Consider the following 21,860-nt stretch of genomic DNA (forward strand, 5'->3'; position numbering starts at 1 on the left):
TCACTGCATCAGAATTTCTGATGACACCTTTATCACGTCGCCGGGCTGGATGGACGTCGTTTCATCGGCCTTGATTTCCTTGGCCTTGCCCTCTTCCTCACGCACGATGATGTAGGTGATGGTTGCCGACTTGCCCGATGGATCAAAGCGGATGGCTTCCGCAGATTGCGCCAGCGCTTCGGAAATCAGTTCACGGCTTGTGCCCAGTTGCAGGTTCAGTTTCTGCAATTCGGCTTCCGTGTCCTGCAATTCCTTGGAGCGCTGAGCGACCCAATCATTGCGCAGATTGATCTCGTCCTGTGTGGCCTTGTTGATGTCCTGCTTGGCGCGGAGCGAAGACGTATCGATATCGAGAAGTGTGGACTCCACCTCGGCGGCGCGCTCCTCCGCGGAAATGCGACGCTGGGCAAGGGCAAGACCCTGTTCGTTCAGGCGATTGACCTTCTCGCGGTCCTCATTGGCCAACTGCAGCTGGCGGTTCTGCGTTTCCGATTTCTTCTGCAGGGATTCGACTTCCGTTTCCAGAAGTTGGCGCAGATCGGTTAGGGCCTTCAACTGAAGCGTATAGCGCTCGGTGCGGGATTTCATAAGAGCGGTTTCGCTTTCCAGAAGCGCATCGATGTTGACGATCTTTTCGAGCGCAGGTGTCTTCTTGATTTCCGTGTCGCCGCGAACCTCGGCCTGAAGCCGCGCCTGCCTTGCCAGAAGGCGACCACGCTGGTCGTCGTAAACGGCGGCATCGCCCCGTGCGTTGATGAAATCACGGGCAAAGCGCTGTCCTGCATCCGACCGGCGCAAACCACCGGACAGGCTGACAGCCTTCAAGACGGTAAGATTGGGTGCGTAGGGATATTCGCCAGGCTGCTGCACATCGCCCGTGAGAAATACAGGGCGGAATTGAGAGACCTCGACGGACGCAGATGGAAGATTGCGAAGCGCGAACTTGCTTTGCAACTGCGCTCCGATCTGCTCACCGACTTCACCTGTGGTCTTACCGGCCACATCCAGTTGCCCGATAAAGGGCAGAGACAGGAAACCGGAAGCGCCGACCGAATAATCCCCGTTGATCGCTTCCCAGTTTCGGATGGTACCATCGGCGGGCTGCCATTCGGCGACGCGTATGCGAAGCTTGTCTGCAGTGCCGAGACGGTATTGATTGTCTTGAGAGAAGGCTTGGAACGGGCTTGCTGCGAAGAGGGAGGCAGCAACGATAAGCGCAGGGAACTTGCGCCAGGCAACATTCAAGGAAAATCCGGCGGCACTGCCAACCATATTGAACTCCATATTTACGACCGCATACACACGGTCGGATACGACCAGCCTTGAAGCTGGTCGCAATTGCCACTCATGAGTAGCCGCAATAATTTAATGCTGCAAAAACGCCAGAGAACGGAAATGGTTCAATAGCTGCCGCGTGACATGCACACAGCGGGAATGGTTTTGAAGATAATGGAAACATCCTGCATCATCGACCAGTTACGCACATAATGCGTATCGAAGTCGACGCGTTCCTTGTAGGACACGTCATTGCGACCACTGATCTGCCAAAGACCCGTCAGGCCTGGGCGCGTGCTGAGATAATAGGAAGCAGCATTCTCATAGTAATTCAGCTCTTCGTCGACCACCGGACGGGGACCAACGACACTCATCTCACCACGAATGATGTTGATGAGCTGCGGAAGTTCATCGAGGCTGAGCTTGCGCAGAACATTGCCGATCGCCGTTACGCGGGGATCGTCCTTGAGTTTGCGCGTCGCTTTCCATTCCTCTGCAGCTTCAGGATTGGCTGCAAGGTACTGTCGCAGCACTTCATCGCCATTCGTCACCATCGTGCGGAACTTTAGGCAATGGAATGTGCGTCCATTGTGTCCGACGCGGCGATGCCCATAAAAGGCAGGGCCGCGGTCAGAGAATTTCACCAAAGCCATGATCATAAGAAAGATCGGGCTGAGTATGAGGAGTGCTAGCAGGGCTGACGAAACGTCAAAGCTGCGTTTAGCGATTCCTCCGATCGGAAAGCTCATATCAAATTCATCTGAGCTACTAAGCGGCGAAACAGCCGATCGAGTCGCGGACTTCATAGAGAGGACTCCATTTATGTTTTGCGATGGTCGGTACCCGTTGGGCGCGTCAATTCGAGTTAGATCATTCCGTAAGGCTGTGACGAGAATTTGGTGCTTTTAAATTTTTTATGAGGCACTGCGCCTTAGTCTTGCCCTCAGGCATTTCCGAAAATACTCACAAAAGAACGGTCAATAATATTAAAATACCGATAAACAACAACGCCACGTGGCAGATCTTGCGGCTTACCCGCAAAGACGGTGTTTCCTTATGTATTAAAGGGCCGCCTACATTTCATTTATTCTTATAGCTTGCTCCAATACGGCAAAATTCGAGATGAATCCGCAACGAAGACCAAGCTTAAAAGCAAAAACAGCTATTGTGCACCGCAATAAAATTGCGGCGACGCACACTCAAAAAGACACTGAATGTCTCTAAATTTATGAAGAAAAATTCATCTTGTTTGCAAATGATCACAAAAACGGGTTCAAAGTCGACGCAATCGTGACGCAATTAAGGCAAAAGAATGGCAAAACGCATTTGCCTAGCTGTCAATTATGTTCGGCGAGTTCTCATAAGAAGATATAATCGATTCAGCTAGTGACGATTGCGTGATTCTGTAATCATTTTTCTGTGGCCCCTAAAAATGCAATCAAGGTTGGCATCAACAGCCATTCCGACATAGCATGTCAAAACCAGCTCGATTTGCGCCAAATCTAACGCAGGGAAGAGCCGGTAATTGATAGCCGAGATCGCTGGGAGAGCGGTCGAGGAAGTGCCTGAAACCGGAGGAGCTGTTTCATGTTCAGCAGCGCCATGAGCTTCGAGCTTGGCGAAGACGTCGGCGCATTGCGCGAAACGGTTCATCGCTGGGCGCAGGACCGGGTGAAGCCTATTGCGGCAGAGATTGATCGCACAAACGCCTTTCCACCATCGCTGTGGTCTGAAATGGGGTCACTCGGACTTTTGGGGATCACAGTTCCGGAACTCTATGGCGGTGCCGATATGGGATATTTGGCCCACACAGTCGCCGTGGAGGAAATTGCCCGCGCCTCGGCCTCCGTCAGCCTCAGTTATGGTGCCCACTCCAACCTGTGCGTCAACCAGATCAAGCTTAATGGAACAGACGCACAAAAAAGCAGATATTTGCCAAAGCTGATTACCGGCGAGCATGTTGGCGCTTTGGCGATGTCTGAAGCCGGTGCCGGATCCGATGTCGTGTCCATGTCCCTGCGAGCAGAAAAGCGTACGGATCACTACCGGCTGAACGGTACCAAATACTGGATTACCAACGGACCGGACGCGGATACATTGGTTGTCTATGCCAAGACCGATCCTTCAGCAGCAGCAAAGGGCATCACTGCTTTCATTATCGAAAGGACGATGAAAGGTTTTTCCAGCGGCCCACACTTCGACAAGCTTGGCATGCGCGGTTCCAACACCGCAGAACTGATCTTCACCGACGTCGAGGTGCCACTGGAAAATGTTCTCGGTGACGAGAATCGTGGGGTGCGGGTTTTGATGTCAGGTCTCGACTATGAACGTGTTGTTCTGTCAGGCATTGGCACGGGTATCATGGCCGCCTGTCTTGACGAAGTGATGCCCTATGTGAAATCCCGGAAACAGTTCGGTCAGAGCATCGGAAGTTTCCAACTGATGCAGGGCAAGATCGCCGACATGTATACGGCGCTCAACACCGCACGGGCGTATCTTTACGAGGTCGCACGCGCCTGCGACCGGGGACGGATCACCCGGCAGGATGCCGCCGCCTGTGTCCTCTACGCGTCAGAGCAGGCAATGATCGTCGCACATCAAGCCGTCCAGGCGATGGGTGGCACCGGCTTCATGAACGAAACACCGGTCAGCCGTCTCTTCAGGGACGCGAAGCTGATGGAAATCGGCGCGGGAACCTCGGAAATCCGCCGTATGCTCATCGGTCGTGAACTGCTGGAGAGCCAGTCTCCATGAGTATTTTGAAATCCTCCGTCCTCACCAGCAGTGAAACCTTTGAGACAAACCGACAGGCTCACTTGACCGCACTTGCCGACATCGAAAACGCCGTCGGTCTCGCCATGGCCGGTGGTGGACAGACAGCGCGGGAGCGCCATCTGGCTCGCGGCAAGCTGTTGCCCCGTGACCGCGTCGCACGTCTACTCGACTCCGCATCGGCGTTCCTTGAAATCGGCACAACGGCGGCTCACGGGCTCTATGATGATGCCGTTCCGGGCGCAGGACTGATTACAGGCATAGGTAGGGTCAGCGGACAGGACTGCATGATCGTGTGCAACGATGCGACAGTGAAGGGTGGCACATATTTTCCGCTGACCGTTAAAAAGCATCTTCGTGCTCAGGAGATCGCACAGGAAAACCGGCTGCCCTGTATCTATCTGGTGGATAGCGGCGGCGCAAACCTGCCAAATCAGGATGAGGTTTTCCCAGACCGGGATCATTTTGGCCGCATATTTTATAATCAGGCCCAGATGAGTGCCTCGGGCATAGCCCAGATCGCGGTGGTCATGGGGTCGTGTACGGCGGGTGGGGCCTATGTGCCAGCGATGTCGGATGTTACCATTATCGTGCGCAATCAAGGCACGATTTTCCTCGCAGGACCACCACTGGTGAAGGCTGCAACAGGCGAGGTCGTCTCTGCCGAGGACCTCGGTGGCGGCGACGTCCATACCCGGTTGTCCGGCGTCGCGGACTATCTTGCTGAAGACGACGATCATGCTCTGGCGCTTGCCCGACAGGCAGTGGCAGGGCTCAACCGCAGGAAACCGCAAACGGTGGCCTGGCAACCCGCGGAGGAGCCGATCTATGCCCCCGAGGAAATCCTCGGCATCGTTCCGGCCAGCTTGCGGACACCCTACGACATTCGCGAAGTCATTGCCCGCGTCGTCGATGGATCGCGGTTCGACGAATTCAAGGCGCTCTTTGGTGAAACCCTTGTGACCGGCTTTGCCCATATCATGGGCTGCCCGGTGGGTATCGTCGCCAATAATGGCATTCTCTTCAGCGAGGCGGCGCAAAAAGGCGCGCATTTCATCGAACTATGCTCGCAAAGGCACATTCCGCTCATCTTCTTGCAAAACATCACCGGCTTCATGGTCGGGCAGAAATATGAAAATGAGGGGATTGCTCGCCACGGCGCAAAACTGGTGACGGCGGTGGCAACCACAGCCGTGCCGAAAATCACCATGCTTGTCGGCGGCTCCTTCGGAGCGGGCAATTACGGCATGGCGGGCCGTGCCTTTTCACCGCGCTTCCTCTGGACGTGGCCGAACAGTCGGATTTCCGTCATGGGCGGCGAGCAGGCCGCAGGCGTTCTGGCAACGGTGAAACGCGAAGGCATGGAGCGTGCCGGAAAAAGCTGGGCCCAAGACGAAGAAGCCGCATTCAAACGCCCAACCATTGAGATGTTCGAACGCCAGAGTCACCCGCTATATGCCTCAGCCCGCCTTTGGGACGATGGTATCATCGATCCGCGAAAGACGCGCGAGGTCCTGGCTCTCAGCCTCTCCGTCGCGTTGAATGCCCCCATCCCACAAACCCGCTTCGGCCTATTCCGGATGTAAGGAGAAGCGATGTTCACGAAAATTCTGATCGCCAATCGCGGAGAAATAACCTGTCGGGTCATTGTGACAGCGCGACGCATGGGGATCAAGACCGTCGCAGTCTATTCCGATGCGGATGCCGGTGCCCTCCATGTACAGATGGCGGATGAAGCCGTGCGGATCGGACCGCCTGCCGTCGCCGAAAGCTATCTTAACGGAACCGCCATCATCGATGCGGCCCTGAAAACCGGTGCGCAGGCCATTCATCCCGGCTACGGTTTCCTGTCTGAAAACCCTGAATTCGTCGAGGCCGTCGAAAAAGCCGGGCTCGTCTTCATCGGCCCGCCACCGGACGCGATCCGCGCCATGGGTCTGAAGGACTTCGCAAAGGCACGGATGGAAAGCGCCGGGGTTCCAGTCGTGCCGGGATATCATGGCCCCGTACAGGATGCCGACTTTCTCGCGGAACAGGCCCGAAAGATCGGCTATCCGGTGCTGATCAAGGCCCGAGCCGGCGGCGGTGGCAAAGGCATGCGGCTGGTGGAAAAACCGGATGATTTCGCGAGCGCACTTGAAAGCGCACAGCGCGAGGGCACCAAAAGCTTTGGTGATGCAGCCGTTCTGGTGGAAAAATACGTCGCCTCGCCTCGCCACATCGAAATGCAAATCTTCGCTGACAACGCGGGACATGTCGTTCATCTGTTCGAGCGCGATTGCTCGCTCCAACGCCGCCATCAAAAGGTTATCGAAGAAGCACCGGCCCCCGGCATGACGCAGGAGATGCGCCATGTGATGGGCGAGGCGGCAATCGAGGCGGCCCGGGCAATCGGATATCGAGGCGCTGGCACCATCGAATTCATTGCCGATAGCAGCCGCGGTCTGCGCCCTGATGGCTTCTGGTTCATGGAAATGAACACGCGTCTGCAGGTGGAGCATCCCGTTTCGGAAGCGATTACCGGGCTGGACTTCGTGGAGCTACAATTGCGTGTCGCAGCGGGTGAACCGCTTCCATTCACCCAGCAAGATCTTTCAATTACCGGCCACGCTTTCGAAGCACGTCTCTACGCCGAAGACCCCGCAACCGGATTTTTACCTGCAACGGGAAAGCTGGACCATCTAAAATTCCCCGAGGCTGCAAAATTCGAGCAAGCGTCCCTTCGTATCGACAGCGGCGTCAGGGCCGGGGACACCATCACACCTTGGTACGATCCGATGATCGCCAAAGTTATCGTACACGGGCAAGACCGGGAGGATGCCCTGCATAAACTGGCGGATGCTTTGACATCTGTTGAGATTGCAGGGACCGTTACCAATCTGACCTTTCTCGCCGCGCTTTCACGCCATGACGGTTTTAGACGTGGTCAGATCGATACGGGTCTCATCGGCCGCGACCTGACGCAGTTGCTCGAGCAACCACCCGCCCCGGCCTTCGGCGCCGTCGTGGCTGCCATGATGTTTGGCGAAATGTTCGACAGCCCTACAGGGCGGGATCCGTTCGATCTTACGAAGGGCTTTCGACTGTGGGGGCCAGCCGAGCTGCATGTCACTTTGAATTCCGTGAATGGTAGAGAGGCCGTCGATTTGATGATCAATGGGGCCATGGTCGAAACCGCTGACGGCGCGACATATCGCATCACGAAGAATGGTGATGACATAACGATCGACGAAAATGGATACCGACAAAGGCTTCGCGCTGTCCGCATCGATGAAGCAGTTCACCTGTTTATCGATGGCCATGTATTTTCCTGGACCCGACCGGATGCCCTTACCCGGATCGACGAGACCCATGTCGGGAGCGACACCGTCGCCGCACCCATGCCGGGGCTCGTTGCCAAGCTTTTCGTATCTCGAGGGCAGGCGGTGAGCAAAGGCGATGCCCTGCTGGTGCTGGAGGCCATGAAAATGGAGCATGCCCTGAGCGCACCGCGCGACGGTGTCGTGCAAGAGATTAATGTCGCAGCCGGACAACAGGTGGCCCATGGCGATACGCTGATAGCTCTTGAGACTGACCATGGCTGAGAGCGTCATGATCTTCGAAGTCGGACCGCGTGATGGCCTTCAGAACGAAAGACACTGATCGACCTCGCCGCCGTCGCAAATTTCGCCCGACAGATTACGCGGAGCTCCCATGACCTATGAGACATTGAATGTTACGCGTGACGAACGCGGAGTCGTGACGCTGGAGCTCAACCGGCCCGATAAACGAAACGCCATGACCGCGACCATGATCGCCGAGCTCAACGATTTCGCCAAGGTCATCCATTCGGACGAGAGGATTCGCGCTGTTATTCTGTCCGGGCGTGGCGACATGTTTTGCGCAGGCGGCGATCTTTCTTGGATGATGGCACAGATTGAGGCCGACCGGCCCAAGCGCATGCAAGAGGCCCGCATGCTCGCCGAAATGCTGCGTGCAATGAACGAACTGCCCGTACCGCTGATCGCTAAAATTCATGGCGCGGCCTTCGGGGGCGGCGTAGGGCTAACCTGCATTTGTGATGTCGCCATTGCGAGCGAGAATACGAGGTTTGGATTTACGGAAACAAAACTCGGGATCATCCCGGCCACAATCGGCCCCTACGTCATTGCCCGAATCGGCGAAGGTGCAGCCCGCCAGGTCTTCATGTCCGCAAGAGTTTTTCAGGCAGACGAAGCTGCACGCCTCGGGCTGATCAAAATAGCATGCCCAGGGCCGGAGCTGGATGCCACCGTCGAAGCGGAGGTCGCCCCCTATCTTGGTGTCGCTCCCGGAGCGGTCGGTCGGACAAAAAATCTAATTCGGATGCTGTCGGGAAAAATCGATGATGCCACGATCGAAGCGTCTATTCGTGCACTCGCGGACGCATGGGACACCGACGAAGCCAGGGAAGGCATCTCGGCATTTCTGGAAAAACGAAAGCCGCAATGGGCAGATAAGGAGTAAATGTTTGCGCGAGCGCTGCTGAGCGCGAAACGGCCGCCACGGTCAGTCCATGGCGGCCTGTTCTGTTACGCGGCACGGCGCTCGTGGCGGCCTTCTTCAATTTCTTCGACGATCTTCGCCACGAAGGCATCCAGATCGTCTGGCGAGCGTGAGGTGACGATACCCTTGTCAGTCACGACCTTTTCGTCCTTCCAGATGCCTCCGGCGTTCTTTACGTCGGTCTTGATGGAGCCGTAGGATGTGACCTGACGACCCTTTACAGCGTCAGCCTCGATCAGCAACCAGGGCGCATGACAGATTGCAGCAACGACCTTGCCGGATTTCACGAATTCCTTGACAACGCGCATAGCGTCATCGTTGGCGCGAAGGACGTCTGGATTGATCTGACCGCCTGGAAGGACCAGGGCATCGAAGTCTTCGATGCGAACATCCTTTGCAAGGAGATCGACGCCGATGGCATCGCCCCAATTCTTCTCGTCCCAGCTCATGATCTCGCCTTCTTCCAGCGAGGCAATCCTTACCACTGCGCCCTTTTCCTTCAGTTGCTCATAGGGCACGCGCAATTCAGACCGTTCATAGCCGTCCGTTGCAAGAATAACGATTTTAGCAGCGTTGATAGCTGTCATGGCTTTCTCCTTTGCTTTGTATATTGGGGTAGAAGCTTAGTTTTCCTCGTCGGAGTTCACCGACGGGAGGAAGAACTCGACGTCATCGCGGCGGGCTTTGTCGAGGACTTCGATTTTTTCCTGCCAGAAACGTTCCGCTTCCTGCGGCTCGTTTTCATATTGACGAACGAAGGTCTTGTTGTCGTCGATCATGACCTGACGGGTGCCGCCAAGGAGCATGTATTCTTCCGCAAGCTTTCGCGTTTCGGTCTTTTCCATATCTCTTCTCCATGGGCGGGAGTTTCAATCTATCGGAGAGCACCGGATGGGTAAGAAGCTCGTCTGCCGTTTCGTTGGCCATCAGAAGAAAACGGAAAAATCCTGATGTTCTTCAGCGCCATCATATCCGTTTGACACGGCGGCTCTCCTGCCAAGTGAACGTAGCCCTTGGACAATGGTTCCTGAAAAATAGAACTCGCAAAGAACGGAACGATTACGTACCAAGAGATTGGATTTGGTCTAGGAGACGCTCAGTCGACAGGAGAGCGCTGCCGGTTGCCACCACCATTTGCGGCAGAACCAGCCACTCCAGCATCCAGGCCGCACCGGATCGCTCCTGCTCATGAACCATGGATTGGTGCAATGCCGAGACCTGCACCGCGTTGAAACGGGCCAGTGTCACCAGAGTTTCCGCCGCGACCGGATTTTGCTTGTGCGGCATTGCGGACGAACCGCCTCCCCCCGACAGCTTTATCTCCGTGCCTACCTGTGCAAGCAGGGCGATATCCTGCCCGATTTTCCCGAGAGATCCTGTGATCAGAGAAAGGATATTACCGAACTCCGCAATATTGTCTCGCTGGCTGTGCCATTGTTGTGCATCGGTCAACTCCAGACGGCGCGCCAGTTCTGCCCGGACATCTGCGCCTTTGCCGCCAAGTTTTTCAAGTGATCCTGCGGCACCTCCGAACTGCACTGCAAAGCCGGTCTGCGTAAAGGCCGACAGCCGCGCGCGATGACGGATCAGCGGCTGTTGCCAGCTTGCCAGCCGATCCGCAACAGTGATCGGAATAGCCGCCTGCATGCGCGTATGTCCCATCAGACTGCGCGTTCCATCCCGCGCTTCCATAGTGTCCAACTGGGAAATGCAGGTTGACAGTCGCGTGAGGACAATATCGGTAGCGGCCTTGAGACGAAGCATGAGGCTGGTATCAATCACGTCCTGGCTGGTCGCCCCAAAATGGACGCTGCTGGCCGCTTCCCCGCCGATAGCCGCTCTCAATTGCCGGATAAGTTCCGGAATCACCACACCATCCTGCGCCACGCCGCGCCGTAGCGCGTCATAATCCACCGACACAGCTGCGATCCCCGCGACGATGGCCTTCGAAACATCTTGTGAGATGATCCCGACATCGCTCTGGGCCTGTGCGAGCGCTCTCTCAAATCGAAGCATCGCTGCCATATCGGTCTCGACCGAAAACAGCGTCGCAAGATCCGCATCACCGAAGAGTCCACCGAGATAAGGATGTTCGAATGGGGTAAGGCTCATAACAGTCTCAAATATCGAAGAAGACGGTTTCTTTTTCGCCCTGAAGGTGGATGTCGAAGCGATAAACGTTCCCTTCCTCTTTCTTCGCGATCAATGTTGCAAGACGCGTCTTGTGTTCTACGCGGGCAAGCACGGGGTCGGCGGCGTTGGCAGCCTCCTCTTCCGGGAAATACATGCGTGTATGCAGCCCGATATTGATACCACGTGCTACGATCCAGAACGTGATGTGCGGTGCCATCGGGCGACCGTCATTAAAAGGAACGACGCCTGGCTTGATCGTCTCGAAGGTAAACTCACCGGTGTCCATATCGCCCGGCGACCGGCCCCAGCCTGAAAAGTTCGGATCTGCCGTGCCCCGTGTTTCGCTGGGGCTGTTATAGAGACCGGCGGCATCCGCCTGCCAGACTTCAATCAAAGCGTCCTTGAGCGCATTTCCGCCGCCATCGTAGACAGTCCCGCGAATGGTAATGCGCTCGCCCTTGGTGCGGTCATTATAGAGTGCGCCAGAGCCTAGGTCTTCGGAGAAGACACCCTTGATGCCTGCGAAATTGGGGGTGCAGCCAATATGAACATAGGGGCCTGCGGTCTGTGACGCGCTTTCCTTGAAGTAATGTAGCGGTTGGACCATGTCAGTTGCCCTCCATGCGGTTCTCGAACAGGGTGGAACGACGCCCGCGTAGTACGATATCGAATTTGTAGGCGCGCATGTCCATAGGAATGGCCGAGGTCATGTCGAGTGCGGCAACGAGCCCCTCGATGGCGGTCTTGTCGGGAATGGTCTTCACGATGGGACACTGCCATATCATCGGGTCACCCTCGAAATACATCTGCGTGATGAGGCGCTGCGAGAAACCGTGACCAAAGATGGAAAAATGGATATGGGCTGGACGCCAGTCATTGACGCCATTGGGCCAGGGATAGGCACCTGGCTGGATCGTCTTGAACCAGTAATAGCCGTCAGCATCGGTAATGGTGCGTCCCACGCCGCCGAAATTCGGGTCGATCGGTGCCAGATAGGTCTCCTTTTTGTGAAGGTATCGTCCGCCGGCATTGGCCTGCCAGAACTCCACGAGAGCACCGTCGACGCCTCTGCCACGCTCATCGAGCACGCGACCATGCACCAGAATGCGAGGTCCGATGGGCGATTCACCGGGGCGGGCATAGTTGAGGATGAGATCGTTATCGAGCGGGTTCAACATGCCGTGGCCGAACACCGGGCCGGTTATCTCGCTTCTGGTGCCATCAAGCGAAATCAGCGCGCGCTGCGGAGAACGCAGGATCGACGTCTTGTAGCCTGGTGCATAGGCTGGTGGATGAATGCTGCGGTCTCTGGCGAAAAACGGTCCGGTTTCGGGCGGTCTGTTGGTCATTTCTCTTCCTCCTCACGCAAAGAACCAGCCTGCATCTCGGCAAGCGCAGTCTTGGCAATCTTGAAAGCATGATTGGCGGCGGGAACACCAGCATAAATCGCGACATGCATCAGTGCCTCGCGAATATCCTCCGGTGTGGCTCCGGTGTTGGCTGTGGCGCGCACATGCATGGCGACTTCCTCGTCATGCCCGAGCGCGGCCAGCAAAGCGATCGTGACCATGGAGCGCTCCCTTTTGCTCCAGTGCGACCCCGACCAGACATTTCCCCAGGCTGATTCCGTAATCAGACGCTGAAAAGGTTCATCGAACGGCGTGGCCGCAGCCTGGGCGCGATCAACATGACCGTCACCCAAAACCTTGCGGCGCGTCTTCATGCCCTCATCAAATCTGTTGGACTTTTCGGCATCGGCCATGGTCAAAACTCCGGCAGCGAGGTCAGGAAAGCACGCGCCACCAGTGCGTAGGCAGCAGGTTGCTCGATACAGGGAATGTGGCCGCAATGGTCGATGATCGCGAGGCGACTATCGGGAATGAGCGCGGACAGCGAGCCGACGAGGTCCGGCGGCGTCGAAGCATCGCTATCACCGGCAACACAAAGTGTGGGCACAGCAATAGTTTTCGCGGCCTCAGAAAAATCGGCATCCCGGATGGCGGCGCACGTCGCCGCGTAACCGTTTCTGTCCTGACGCGCCAGCATGGTGCGCGCACCGAGATAGGCGCCATTGTCAGAACGCCTGAAAGCAGGGGTGAACCACCGCTCCATGACGCCGTCGACAAGCGGCGCGATACCATCTCGTTGAATATGATCGATGCGGTCGTTCCACATGTCGGCATTGCCGATCTTGTGTGCGGTGTTGCTGAGAATAAGGGCTTGGACCCGGTCGGGACGACGCGCATAAAGCCCCTGCGCGATCAACCCACCGACCGACAGGCCCCAGACAACAGCCTTGCTGATCGAGAGATGATCCAGAAGCTGTAAAACATCGTCGACGTGGTCATCGATCGAATAGGGCGTAGTACCGGCATCGGAAAGTCCATGCCCGCGCTTGTCGTGACGAATGTAGGCATAAACATCGCCAAGCTCTGCCATCACCGAATCCCAGATGCGGAAATCGGTACCGAGAGAATTGATGAATACGATGACCGGCTTTCCCTTTGCCAGACCCCGCGCTTCATAATGGATCGCCCGAGAACCGGACAACAGAAACTGCATGCGACACTCCTCCTGCGCAGGATATTGCAAGATCGAAACAGTTAAGTAAAATGAGTTTACTGACCATAATTCATAACCGTTAGATTATATTTCATGATCGACGCCCGCATAAAATTCCGCCATATCCAGACTTTCGTGGAGATCGCACGCCAGAAAAGTGTGGTTCGCGCTGCTGCCATTCTGCGTGTCAGCCAGCCAGCCGTAACGAAAACGGTGCGAGAGCTGGAGGACGTTTTGGGCGTCACCCTTTTCGAGCGAGACGGGCGCGGCATCAGGCTTAGTCGCTCTGGGGAGATATTCCTGAAGCACGCGGGTGCAACCATGACAGCGCTTCGGCAAGCCGTCGATTCCGTTTCACCTGACGCCGCAAGAATTGGTACACCGGTGCGTATCGGCGCGCTGCCTACGGTTTCCGTCAGCATCATGCCAGAGGCCATGGCCAGCTTCCTCCTCGAGAATACCGGCAGCACGGTCAAGATCGTGACCGGAGAGAATGCGGTCCTGCTGGAACAATTGCGCGTCGGCGATCTCGATCTGGTCGTGGGACGACTGGCAACACCGGACAAGATGACCGGATTTTTCTTCGAGCATCTCTACTCAGAAAAAGTCCGTTTCGTCGTGCGCGCCGGTCACCCCTTGCTTACCGAAAGCACCAGCATTTTCGAGCGGCTTCACGAGTTTCCCGTCCTGACGCCAACGCGAAATTCGGTGATCGGACCGGTGGTCGATCAGTTTCTGCTGGCACATGGCGTTGCTCCCCTTCCCACCCGCATCGAAACGGTTTCGGATGCCTTTGGCCGTGCGTTCTTGCGTACGAGCAACGCGATATGGATCATTTCGGAAGGCGTCGTGGTTGCCGATATCGCTGACGGGGTATTGGCCGTCCTGCCTCTCGACACTACAGACACCAGCGGCCCTGTGGGATTGACCATGCGTGCCGATACGCAACCGTCATTACCACTTTCGCTCTTGATGCAGGCCATTCGCGAGACGGCGGCCACGCTTTCCGCATCTCGGAACTGACGTGGAACGGCTCAATACGGCAAGCCGACGTAATTTTCAGCAAGCGCAGTGGATGCGGCACGCGATTGGACGAGGTAATCGAGCTCGGCCTCCTGAATTTTCTGGCCGAAATCACCTGTATCAGGGAAACGATGCATCATCGTCGTCATCCACCATGAAAAGCGAACGGCCTTCCAGACACGCGCCAGAGCGCGCACGGAATAGCCATCCAGTCCGCTTTGGGAATTATCATTGTAATGTTCGATCAGAGCTTCGCTCAGATAGTAGACGTCACTCGCAGCCAGATTGAGACCTTTTGCGCCGGTTGGCGGCACGATGTGGGCCGCGTCTCCCGCCAGAAACAAACGGCCAAATCGCATCGGTTCGGCGACGAAAGAGCGAAGCGGCGCAATCGACTTTTCAAATGACGGGGCTGTCGCCATGGCCTGTGCATGGTGCGCAGGCAACCGAAGACGAAGCTCGTCCCAAAAACGGTCGTCACTCCAGTTCTCGACCTTCTCATCCAGTGAGCACTGGATGTAATAGCGGCTTCGGGTTGCCGACCTCATGGAGCAGAGAGCAAAGCCGCGGGGATGGTTTGCGTAGATGAGTTCGTGATGAACGGGCGCAACCTCGGCAAGAATACCGAGCCAACCGAAGGGATAGACCCGCTCAAACTCCTTGATCGCCCCTTTGGGGATAGCCTTTCTGCTGGCACCGTGAAAGCCGTCGCAACCGGCGATGAAGTCGCAGTCTATGCGATGCGTCGTGCCGTCCTTGTCAAAGGTGACATAAGGACGATCACCGCTGAAGTCGTGCGGTTCGACATTTTTGGCATCATAAATCGTGATCGCCCCGGACCGCTCTCGCTCATTCATGAGGTCATGGGTGACTTCGGTCTGTCCGTAGACGACTACCCGCTTGCCGCCGGTCAGATCATGCAGGTCGATACGGTGATTTCGCCCGTCGAAGGCGAGAGAAAAGCCGTCGTGCGGCAGGCCCTCTCTCTGAAGCCGCTGCGCAACGCCCATCTGTTTCAGGAGATTGACCGTTCCTTCTTCCAACACGCCGGCGCGGACGCGACCGAGGATGTAATCTTTTGCAACACGATCCAGAATCACACTGTCGATACCGGCATTGGACAATATCTGCCCCAGCAACAGTCCGGATGGGCCGGAGCCGATGATGACGACCTGCGTGTGCATTGTTTCCTCCTGCGTTTTCTCCCATTTCAAAATTGACACTTCGCAATCCATGATCAATGGACTTTATGCAACGCAGATTGCACTATCCGACCATAACAGTGACTGAGGAACAGATGCAGAAACCAGTCGAGGACCAGCTTTATGGGGAAGTTCGAACCACCCAAAGGGCGTTCCGCTTTCATTGTGAAACTCTTTTTTCCCGCAGCAGCCTGCATCGCTTCGAGATCGAGACGCACAGACATGAAAGCTTCCTGCAAATTCTGTGCTTCTCCGGTGGAGATGGAGACGCAACGCTGAACGGCAATGTCGTCGCGATAAGGCCCCCGGCTATCGTCATCGCCCCGCCAGGTTTCGAGCACGGCTTTCGCTTTTCAAAGGATATCGCCGGGATCATCATCACGCTGATTCCATCCGCGCTACCAGCGGCAGCACAGGCGGCGGCACGTCAATATCTAAAGCGGCCTACGCTGCTACCGCTGGCTGGAGAGGTTACACAACGGGCCATTCTGGAGTGCTGTGCGACAATCTGGAACGAGTACTCCAACACGTACCCCGGACGTGATGCCATGATGGAAGGGCAAATCACGACGCTGATCGTCCAGCTGTCTCGGCTCATCCAGCAGAAGGAAGGCGATGGGCTTGCCGACAGGAACGAAAGCCGGTTCGAACGGCTTCTAAGCCTGATTGCGCGGCATATTCGCGAGCATCGAAATGCCCAATTCTATGCTCAACAACTCGGAATGTCGCAGACCCACCTCAACCGGTTGGTGCGCCTGCAATGCGGCACTAGCCTGCAACGGTTGATCGCACAGCGCCAGCTCGAAATTGCCAAACAGGAGTTACTGTTTACGGTGTCGACTGTTCAGATGGTCGCCTCAGGGTTGGGCTTTCATGACCCGGCTTATTTTTCCCGCTTTTTTCTGCGGGAAACGGGCATGACACCCCGCGCTTGGCGAATGGCAGAGCAGCAGCGGCTTGCAGCTTCGTCTACGAAGGATCGTCAGACGAGCATTCTGCCAAGTTCCGACTGAACTGAAAGAAGAGATGGGAGAAAGCGCTCCACGACATCGTCCATGGGTGCCGCCGATGCGGGTAGGCCCACATTCAGGGCGGCCACGACCTGCCCGCGTATATTGATGAGCGGCACCGCTATTGAACGCAGGCCCATTTCTACCTCCTGGTCGATCACGGCATAGCCGCGTTCGCTGCTCTCAACCAGTTCCGCCAATAGCGCATCGATATCCGTCATGGTCAGAGGCGTCCGCGATCGCAGATCGGAGCGCTCAAGAGTAGCGCGCCTGTCCGGCACATTCAGCGCGGCAAGCAGGACGCGCCCCATTGAGGTACAATAGGCAGGCAAGCGAGAACCAGGCATGAGTGAAATGGACATGACACGCCGCTGGGAGGCCCGGGCCACATAGACGATTTCCGTTTCATCCAGAATGGAGACAGAGGTGCTATGGCCAATGTCTTCGGAAAGCTTGTCCAACACCGGTTGGACGATGCGCGGCAGGGGCATAGTGGCAAGGCAGCCGGTGCCAAGTCGCAAAACCTTAGGCGTGACGGTGAAATATTTTCCGTCATAGGCAGCGTAACCAAGCTCGTTCAGCGTCAGCAAACACCGCCTGGTCGTCGCACGATCAAGGCCCGCAATATCGGCGGCCTGCGAGATCGACAGGCGCGGGTGTTCAGCGCTGAAAGCTTCGACCACCCTCAGACCTTTCGCAAGACCGCTCATCAAATCCCGCTCACCAACCATAAATCACCCACTATTTTGTGCGATATACGAACAAAAATCATATAACGCACAAATTCATTGCAGTCGAGATGGTGCTCGCTCTAACTTCGGATAAGCGTATCAGCGAATTCGGACCTCAGGAGCTGTTTGCATGGACAAGACAATCAGAAGCGCTGCCGATGCGGTTTCCGGCATTGGAGACGGCGCCACAGTGATGATCGGCGGATTTGGCGGATCAGGTGCGCCAATCGAGTTGATCCACGCACTGATCGACAAGGGGGCGAAGAACCTGACCGTTATCAATAACAATGCCGGAAACGGACGCATCGGCATTGCTGCGATGATTGATGCCGGGTTGGTTCGAAAGATGATCTGTTCTTTCCCACGATCGTCTGATCCACGGGCATTTACGGACCGGTATCTGGCAGGCGAGATCGAGCTGGAGCTCGTGCCACAGGGTACGCTTGCCGAACGGATCAGAGCAGGCGGAGCAGGCATTCCCGCATTCTACACGCCGACGGCCTATGGTACCGAACTGGCCGAAGGTAAGCCGATCGCTCAGTTCGATGGACGTCATTACGTGCAGGAGCGCTGGTTGAAGGCCGACTTCGCTATTGTGAAAGCTCATCTGGGCGACACCCACGGCAACCTGACCTACAGCAAGGCCGGTCGTAACTTCAATCCGCTGATGTGCATGGCGGCGACGACAACGATCGCGCAGGTATCCCAACTTTTGCCTGCTGGCGGGATTGACCCGGAGCTGGTCGTCACACCGGGCATATTCGTCGATGGTGTCGTTCAGATCGACAATCCACAACAGGAAGAAGTCTTGATCCGCGCAGGAGTGGTATACGCATGACCGAAGATCACGCTCTCGATACGTTTGAAGAGATCAAGCTTTCCAATGCCCAGATTGCATGGCGGGCAGCACAGGACATTGCGGACGGGGCCTACGTCAACCTCGGCATCGGCTTTCCCGAAATGGTGGCGCGTTACCAGCCGCCAGGACGGGAAGCCATTTTCCACACAGAGAACGGCATCCTGAATTTCGGCGAATCTCCTGCAGAAGGCGAAGAAGACTGGGACCTCATCAATGCGGGCAAGAAGGCGGTCACGCTGAAACCCGGCGCTGCGTTCTTTCACCATGCAGACAGCTTTGCCATGGTGCGCGGCGGGCATCTGGATGTCGCCATTCTCGGTGCCTATCAGGTCGCGCAAAACGGCGATCTGGCCAACTGGCGAGTCGGTTCCAAAGGTGTGCCCGCCGTTGGTGGAGCCATGGATCTCGTCCACGGTGCAAAACAGGTTTTCGTCATTACCGAACATGTCACCAAGAAGGGCGAACCCAAGCTCGTTGAAAAATGTGCTTTCCCCCTCACCGGCGTGGCCTGCATCACCCGTATCTATACCAGTCACGCAGTGGTGGATGTGAAGGACGGCCATTTCGTCCTGCGTGAAAAGTTGGCCGGCATGAGCTTTGACGATCTGCAGGCAATGACTGGCGCAAAGCTTCACACCGACGGCCCCGTCGCCGATCTCGTTGCTCCCGAATTGTAAGGTTCCGAACATGACAGACGTTTTCATTTGCGATTACATCCGCACTCCGATTGGCCGTTTTGGCGGTGCACTCTCATCCGTGCGCGCAGACGACCTCGGTGCAATCCCCCTGAAAGCCCTGATGCAGCGAAACCAGACGATCGACTGGGAAGCGGTCGACGACGTTATTTTCGGCTGCGCCAATCAGGCCGGAGAAGACAACCGCAACGTGGCGCGCATGTCGCTTCTTCTGGCAGGATTGCCGGTCTCTGTGACAGGCACCACCATCAACCGTCTCTGCGGCTCTGGCATGGACGCGGTTATCACCGCGGCCCGCGCAATCAAGGCAGGCGAAGCCGATTTGATGATCGCTGGCGGGGTCGAAAGCATGAGCCGCGCACCATTTGTCATGCCGAAGGCCGAAACGGCCTTTTCCAGAGCTGCTGAAATCTACGACACGACCATCGGCTGGCGTTTCGTAAACCCCGTCATGAAGTCCCTGTACGGCGTCGATTCGATGCCGGAGACGGGTGACAACGTTGCGATTGACTACGAGGTCTCCCGCGATGCGCAGGACGCATTCGCAGTGCGCAGCCAGCAGAAGGCGGCACAGGCGCAAGCCAACGGTCGGCTTTCCAGGGAAATTACTCCCGTCACCATTCCGCAGCGCAAGGGTGACGCCATCGTCGTCGACAAGGATGAGCATCCGCGAGAAACGAGCCTCGAGGCGCTTGCAAAACTGAAGCCCGTCAACCGCATGGAAGGCGCGACCGTTACTGCCGGAAACGCCTCCGGCGTCAATGACGGTGCCGCCGCGTTGATCATCGCGTCAGCAGCTGCAGTGAAGAAATATGGTTTAACCCCAATTGCCCGCATTATTGGCGGCGCAACGGCTGGAGTTCCGCCGCGTGTGATGGGCATCGGTCCGGCCCCGGCATCGCAAAAGCTTCTGACCCGGCTGGGCTGGAAACAGGAAGAGCTCGATGTCATCGAGCTCAACGAGGCATTCGCGTCGCAGGGGCTGGCGACACTGCGGCAACTCGGCATCGCAGACGACGATCCCCGCGCGAATATGAATGGCGGTGCCATAGCGCTTGGGCATCCGCTGGGAATGAGCGGTGCACGCATTGCCGGGACTGCGGCACTCGAACTTTCACTGTCGGGAAAGAGCAAGGCGCTGGCGACGATGTGCATCGGAGTGGGCCAGGGCATCGCAATCGCGCTGGAAGGGGCCTGATGGTTTCAGGCTAACAACGGCCCTGCCCGGCGCTATTCGATAGGCGTCGGGTGGGCAAGTGCCTTCTTCAACATGTCACTCATCGGCAGGTCGATGTTGATACCAAGTCCCGGCGCTGAAGTTTCGAACCACCGATGGTAAATTTCAGACATCTCAGGACTTTTGTAGATTTCCGTCAAAGCTTCGTTGACAGCTGAAACGAAGGGCTTGTCGTTCACGCGCATCATGAAGCCAAATGGCTGTGCATCGGTAAGTTTATCGGTAGAGATGCTGTATTCCGCAGGATCTTTTGTACGCGCGATCATGGTGCCGAGCAAGACCTCATCCATGGCAAAGGCGGATACACGCCCATCAGTGACCATATCGAAAGCCGCCTGCAAGCTGTCTACGGGGATAACGGAGACGTTGAGTTTCTTCGTCCGGTTTGCCTCGGTTATGTCGCTTACATTGACGGTGCCGAGAGCAACGCTGACAGAGCGTCCCTTTAGATCATTGAGCGTCTTGAGATTGTTCTTGGCCAGAGACACATAGCGTGTTGCACTATAAAAATGACTGACTGAGAAAGCAGCGCTTTTTCTGCGCTCTGCAGTGTTGGTGCTGGCGTTACATTCGATGTCCATCTCGCCGCTATTCAGCAACTGGACGCGATTGCTGGGCGTGCGGGGTACCAGCACAACTTCCACTGCTGGCATTTCAAGCCGGAGCCTGAGCTTTTCAGCAAGCCGATTACACAAATCGATGGAATAGCCTATTACTTGACCGTCTGACGCCGTAAAGGAGAAGGGTGCCGTAACACCGTATCCAACACGAATCTTGCCCGTTTCCTTGATCCGTTCGAGGGTTGGCTGCGTGAAATCCTCCGCGACAGCGTCCGACGCGACCGGAGCTATCGCAGCCAGAACGGCAAAGAGCGTTTGGACCATGCGGCTCATTGCAGATACTCCTTGGGTTCGCGAAAGGCCGCCTGTAGTTCCTGCGACATCGGCAGATTGAAGTTGCGGCCATCTTGCGGCAGGGGCGACATGAACCATTTGTCATAGATACGGTTGATGTCGCCGCTGACGAAAAGCTGGCGCAGCGCATCGTTGACGACGGTGCGGAAAGGTTCATCGCCCTTGCGCATGAGAATACCATAGGGTTCCGGCGGCCCGAAGGTTTCCGACGAAACCATATAGTCATCCGGTGACTTGGAAAACGCCACCTGCGCCGCCAGCAGGACACCATCCATAACGAATGCCGTTGCCTTGTTGTTTTCAACGAAGGCAAAGCCATCCGAGTTCTGACGCGCCAGCATAACCGAGATATTGAGGTTGTCGGTGCGATTGATGGTTTGCAATTGCTCGATATTGACCGTGCCAGTCGTGGACGCAACGGTGCGTCCTGCCAAATCCTTGATGTTCTTCACCCCACTGGATTTTTTCGCAACGAAACGGGTGGCTGTGATGAAATGTGGATAGGAAAAGGAGACCTGTTCCCGCCGTTCGGCATTATTGGTGGTCGCGCTGCATTCCAGGTCGATCTTGCCAGACTTGACCAACAGGAAACGAGTGGCCGGGGTTGCGACAACGTAGTTGATGTTGATCTTATCCAGGCTGAGCGTCTGCCGGACATGTTCAGCGATATCCTCGCACAGTTCGACCGAGTAGCCTATCGCCTGGCCCTCGACCGACTTGTAGGCGAAGGGAACCTCGTCTTCCCGGTAACCGATCGAGATCGTCTTAGTCCGCGCAATCTTGTCCAGCGTGCCGCTTTCCTGCGCCAGCGCCACAGACACGCCGTTGCCCATCAGCGGCAACAGGGCAAGGGATAAAAACGCACCGCGAAACGCAGTGCTGAATACGCTTTTACTCACACATCGATACTGAGGATTTCGCAT

22 protein-coding genes are annotated in these 21,860 nt (G+C 56.4%); 9 read left to right on the plus strand and 13 right to left on the minus strand.

Going from position 1 to position 21,860, the window contains the following annotated elements; genetic code table 11:
* Nucleotides 1-1,272 (minus strand): polysaccharide biosynthesis/export family protein, encoded by a 1,272-nt coding sequence (locus ASF29_RS13665; protein WP_062451213.1) that lies wholly within the window; start codon nt 1,270-1,272, stop codon nt 1-3.
* Between the two features lie 128 nt (nt 1,273-1,400).
* A complete protein-coding gene (locus tag ASF29_RS13670; protein WP_062451214.1) occupies nt 1,401-2,081 on the minus strand; it encodes a sugar transferase in 681 nt (226 codons plus the stop codon).
* Nucleotides 2,082-2,862: 781 nt separating this feature from the next.
* Here ASF29_RS13670 and ASF29_RS13675 point away from each other — a divergent pair.
* The 4 genes from ASF29_RS13675 to ASF29_RS13690 all read left to right on the plus strand — a co-directional run bounded on the left by ASF29_RS13675 (nt 2,863) and on the right by ASF29_RS13690 (nt 8,532).
* Nucleotides 2,863-4,029, plus strand: coding sequence for an isovaleryl-CoA dehydrogenase (locus ASF29_RS13675; RefSeq protein ID WP_062451215.1), 1,167 nt, complete (start codon nt 2,863-2,865; stop codon nt 4,027-4,029).
* On the plus strand, nt 4,026-5,633 hold the full coding sequence (locus ASF29_RS13680) for a carboxyl transferase domain-containing protein (protein ID WP_062451216.1): 1,608 nt from the start codon (nt 4,026-4,028) through the stop codon (nt 5,631-5,633). The genes ASF29_RS13675 and ASF29_RS13680 overlap by 4 nt, the downstream gene beginning before the upstream one ends.
* 9 nt (nt 5,634-5,642) lie before the next feature.
* Entirely contained in the window at nt 5,643-7,631 is a 1,989-nt protein-coding gene (locus ASF29_RS13685; protein WP_062451217.1) for an acetyl/propionyl/methylcrotonyl-CoA carboxylase subunit alpha, read from the plus strand.
* Nucleotides 7,632-7,740: 109 nt separating this feature from the next.
* Complete coding sequence (locus ASF29_RS13690) at nt 7,741-8,532, plus strand: crotonase/enoyl-CoA hydratase family protein (RefSeq protein ID WP_062451218.1); 792 nt, start codon at nt 7,741-7,743, stop codon at nt 8,530-8,532.
* A gap of 65 nt (nt 8,533-8,597) precedes the next feature.
* Here ASF29_RS13690 and ASF29_RS13695 read toward each other — a convergent pair whose 3' ends face one another.
* The 7 genes from ASF29_RS13695 to pcaD all read right to left on the minus strand — a co-directional run bounded on the left by ASF29_RS13695 (nt 8,598) and on the right by pcaD (nt 13,266).
* Nucleotides 8,598-9,158: a type 1 glutamine amidotransferase domain-containing protein gene (locus ASF29_RS13695; protein WP_062451219.1), complete on the minus strand. Its 561-nt coding sequence runs from the start codon at nt 9,156-9,158 to the stop codon at nt 8,598-8,600.
* Nucleotides 9,159-9,194: 36 nt separating this feature from the next.
* Nucleotides 9,195-9,416: a hypothetical protein gene (locus tag ASF29_RS13700; protein WP_062451220.1), complete on the minus strand. Its 222-nt coding sequence runs from the start codon at nt 9,414-9,416 to the stop codon at nt 9,195-9,197.
* 214 nt (nt 9,417-9,630) lie between these two features.
* Nucleotides 9,631-10,683: a 3-carboxy-cis,cis-muconate cycloisomerase gene (locus tag ASF29_RS13705; RefSeq protein ID WP_062451221.1), complete on the minus strand. Its 1,053-nt coding sequence runs from the start codon at nt 10,681-10,683 to the stop codon at nt 9,631-9,633.
* A 7-nt stretch (nt 10,684-10,690) separates the two neighbouring features.
* Nucleotides 10,691-11,311: a protocatechuate 3,4-dioxygenase subunit alpha gene (pcaG, locus tag ASF29_RS13710; protein WP_062451222.1), complete on the minus strand. Its 621-nt coding sequence runs from the start codon at nt 11,309-11,311 to the stop codon at nt 10,691-10,693.
* A 1-nt stretch (nt 11,312) separates the two neighbouring features.
* Nucleotides 11,313-12,053, minus strand: coding sequence for a protocatechuate 3,4-dioxygenase subunit beta (gene pcaH / locus ASF29_RS13715; protein ID WP_062451223.1), 741 nt, complete (start codon nt 12,051-12,053; stop codon nt 11,313-11,315).
* A complete protein-coding gene (gene pcaC, locus ASF29_RS13720) occupies nt 12,050-12,466 on the minus strand; it encodes a 4-carboxymuconolactone decarboxylase (protein ID WP_062451224.1) in 417 nt (138 codons plus the stop codon). The genes pcaH and pcaC overlap by 4 nt, the downstream gene beginning before the upstream one ends.
* Nucleotides 12,467-12,468: 2 nt before the next feature.
* Nucleotides 12,469-13,266: a 3-oxoadipate enol-lactonase gene (pcaD, locus tag ASF29_RS13725; RefSeq protein ID WP_062451225.1), complete on the minus strand. Its 798-nt coding sequence runs from the start codon at nt 13,264-13,266 to the stop codon at nt 12,469-12,471.
* Between the two features lie 93 nt (nt 13,267-13,359).
* On the opposite strand from pcaD, the gene pcaQ reads away from it, so the two are divergent.
* On the plus strand, nt 13,360-14,289 hold the full coding sequence (gene pcaQ, locus ASF29_RS13730) for a pca operon transcription factor PcaQ (protein WP_062451226.1): 930 nt from the start codon (nt 13,360-13,362) through the stop codon (nt 14,287-14,289).
* An 11-nt stretch (nt 14,290-14,300) separates the two neighbouring features.
* Here pcaQ and pobA read toward each other — a convergent pair whose 3' ends face one another.
* A complete protein-coding gene (gene pobA, locus ASF29_RS13735; protein ID WP_062451309.1) occupies nt 14,301-15,473 on the minus strand; it encodes a 4-hydroxybenzoate 3-monooxygenase in 1,173 nt (390 codons plus the stop codon).
* Between the two features lie 113 nt (nt 15,474-15,586).
* On the opposite strand from pobA, the gene ASF29_RS13740 reads away from it, so the two are divergent.
* Nucleotides 15,587-16,504 carry a helix-turn-helix domain-containing protein gene (locus tag ASF29_RS13740; RefSeq protein ID WP_062451310.1) on the plus strand — a complete coding sequence of 306 codons (918 nt, stop codon included), beginning with the start codon at nt 15,587-15,589 and terminating at the stop codon, nt 16,502-16,504.
* On the opposite strand, the gene ASF29_RS13745 is transcribed toward ASF29_RS13740, so the two are convergent.
* Nucleotides 16,474-17,232, minus strand: a complete 759-nt coding sequence (locus ASF29_RS13745; protein WP_062451227.1) for an IclR family transcriptional regulator C-terminal domain-containing protein — start codon at nt 17,230-17,232, stop codon at nt 16,474-16,476. The two genes, ASF29_RS13740 and ASF29_RS13745, sit on opposite strands and share 31 nt — an antisense overlap.
* A 130-nt stretch (nt 17,233-17,362) precedes the next feature.
* Here ASF29_RS13745 and ASF29_RS13750 point away from each other — a divergent pair, with 130 nt between their 5' ends.
* Genes ASF29_RS13750 through pcaF form a run of 3 tightly spaced genes read left to right on the plus strand, consistent with a single transcriptional unit; the run spans nt 17,363 to nt 19,984 of the window.
* Nucleotides 17,363-18,070 (plus strand): 3-oxoacid CoA-transferase subunit A, encoded by a 708-nt coding sequence (locus ASF29_RS13750; protein WP_062451228.1) that lies wholly within the window; start codon nt 17,363-17,365, stop codon nt 18,068-18,070.
* A complete protein-coding gene (locus ASF29_RS13755; RefSeq protein WP_062451229.1) occupies nt 18,067-18,768 on the plus strand; it encodes a CoA transferase subunit B in 702 nt (233 codons plus the stop codon). Before ASF29_RS13750 ends, ASF29_RS13755 begins: the two co-directional genes overlap by 4 nt.
* A 10-nt stretch (nt 18,769-18,778) precedes the next feature.
* Nucleotides 18,779-19,984 (plus strand): 3-oxoadipyl-CoA thiolase, encoded by a 1,206-nt coding sequence (gene pcaF / locus ASF29_RS13760; protein ID WP_062451230.1) that lies wholly within the window; start codon nt 18,779-18,781, stop codon nt 19,982-19,984.
* Between the two features lie 32 nt (nt 19,985-20,016).
* On the opposite strand, the gene ASF29_RS13765 is transcribed toward pcaF, so the two are convergent.
* Nucleotides 20,017-20,916 (minus strand): amino acid ABC transporter substrate-binding protein, encoded by a 900-nt coding sequence (locus ASF29_RS13765; protein ID WP_200925539.1) that lies wholly within the window; start codon nt 20,914-20,916, stop codon nt 20,017-20,019.
* Nucleotides 20,913-21,860, minus strand: coding sequence for an amino acid ABC transporter substrate-binding protein (locus ASF29_RS13770; RefSeq protein WP_244473555.1), 948 nt, complete (start codon nt 21,858-21,860; stop codon nt 20,913-20,915). The genes ASF29_RS13765 and ASF29_RS13770 overlap by 4 nt, the downstream gene beginning before the upstream one ends.

The organism is Rhizobium sp. Leaf262 (genome assembly GCF_001422245.1).
Lineage (GTDB): Bacteria > Pseudomonadota > Alphaproteobacteria > Rhizobiales > Rhizobiaceae > Agrobacterium.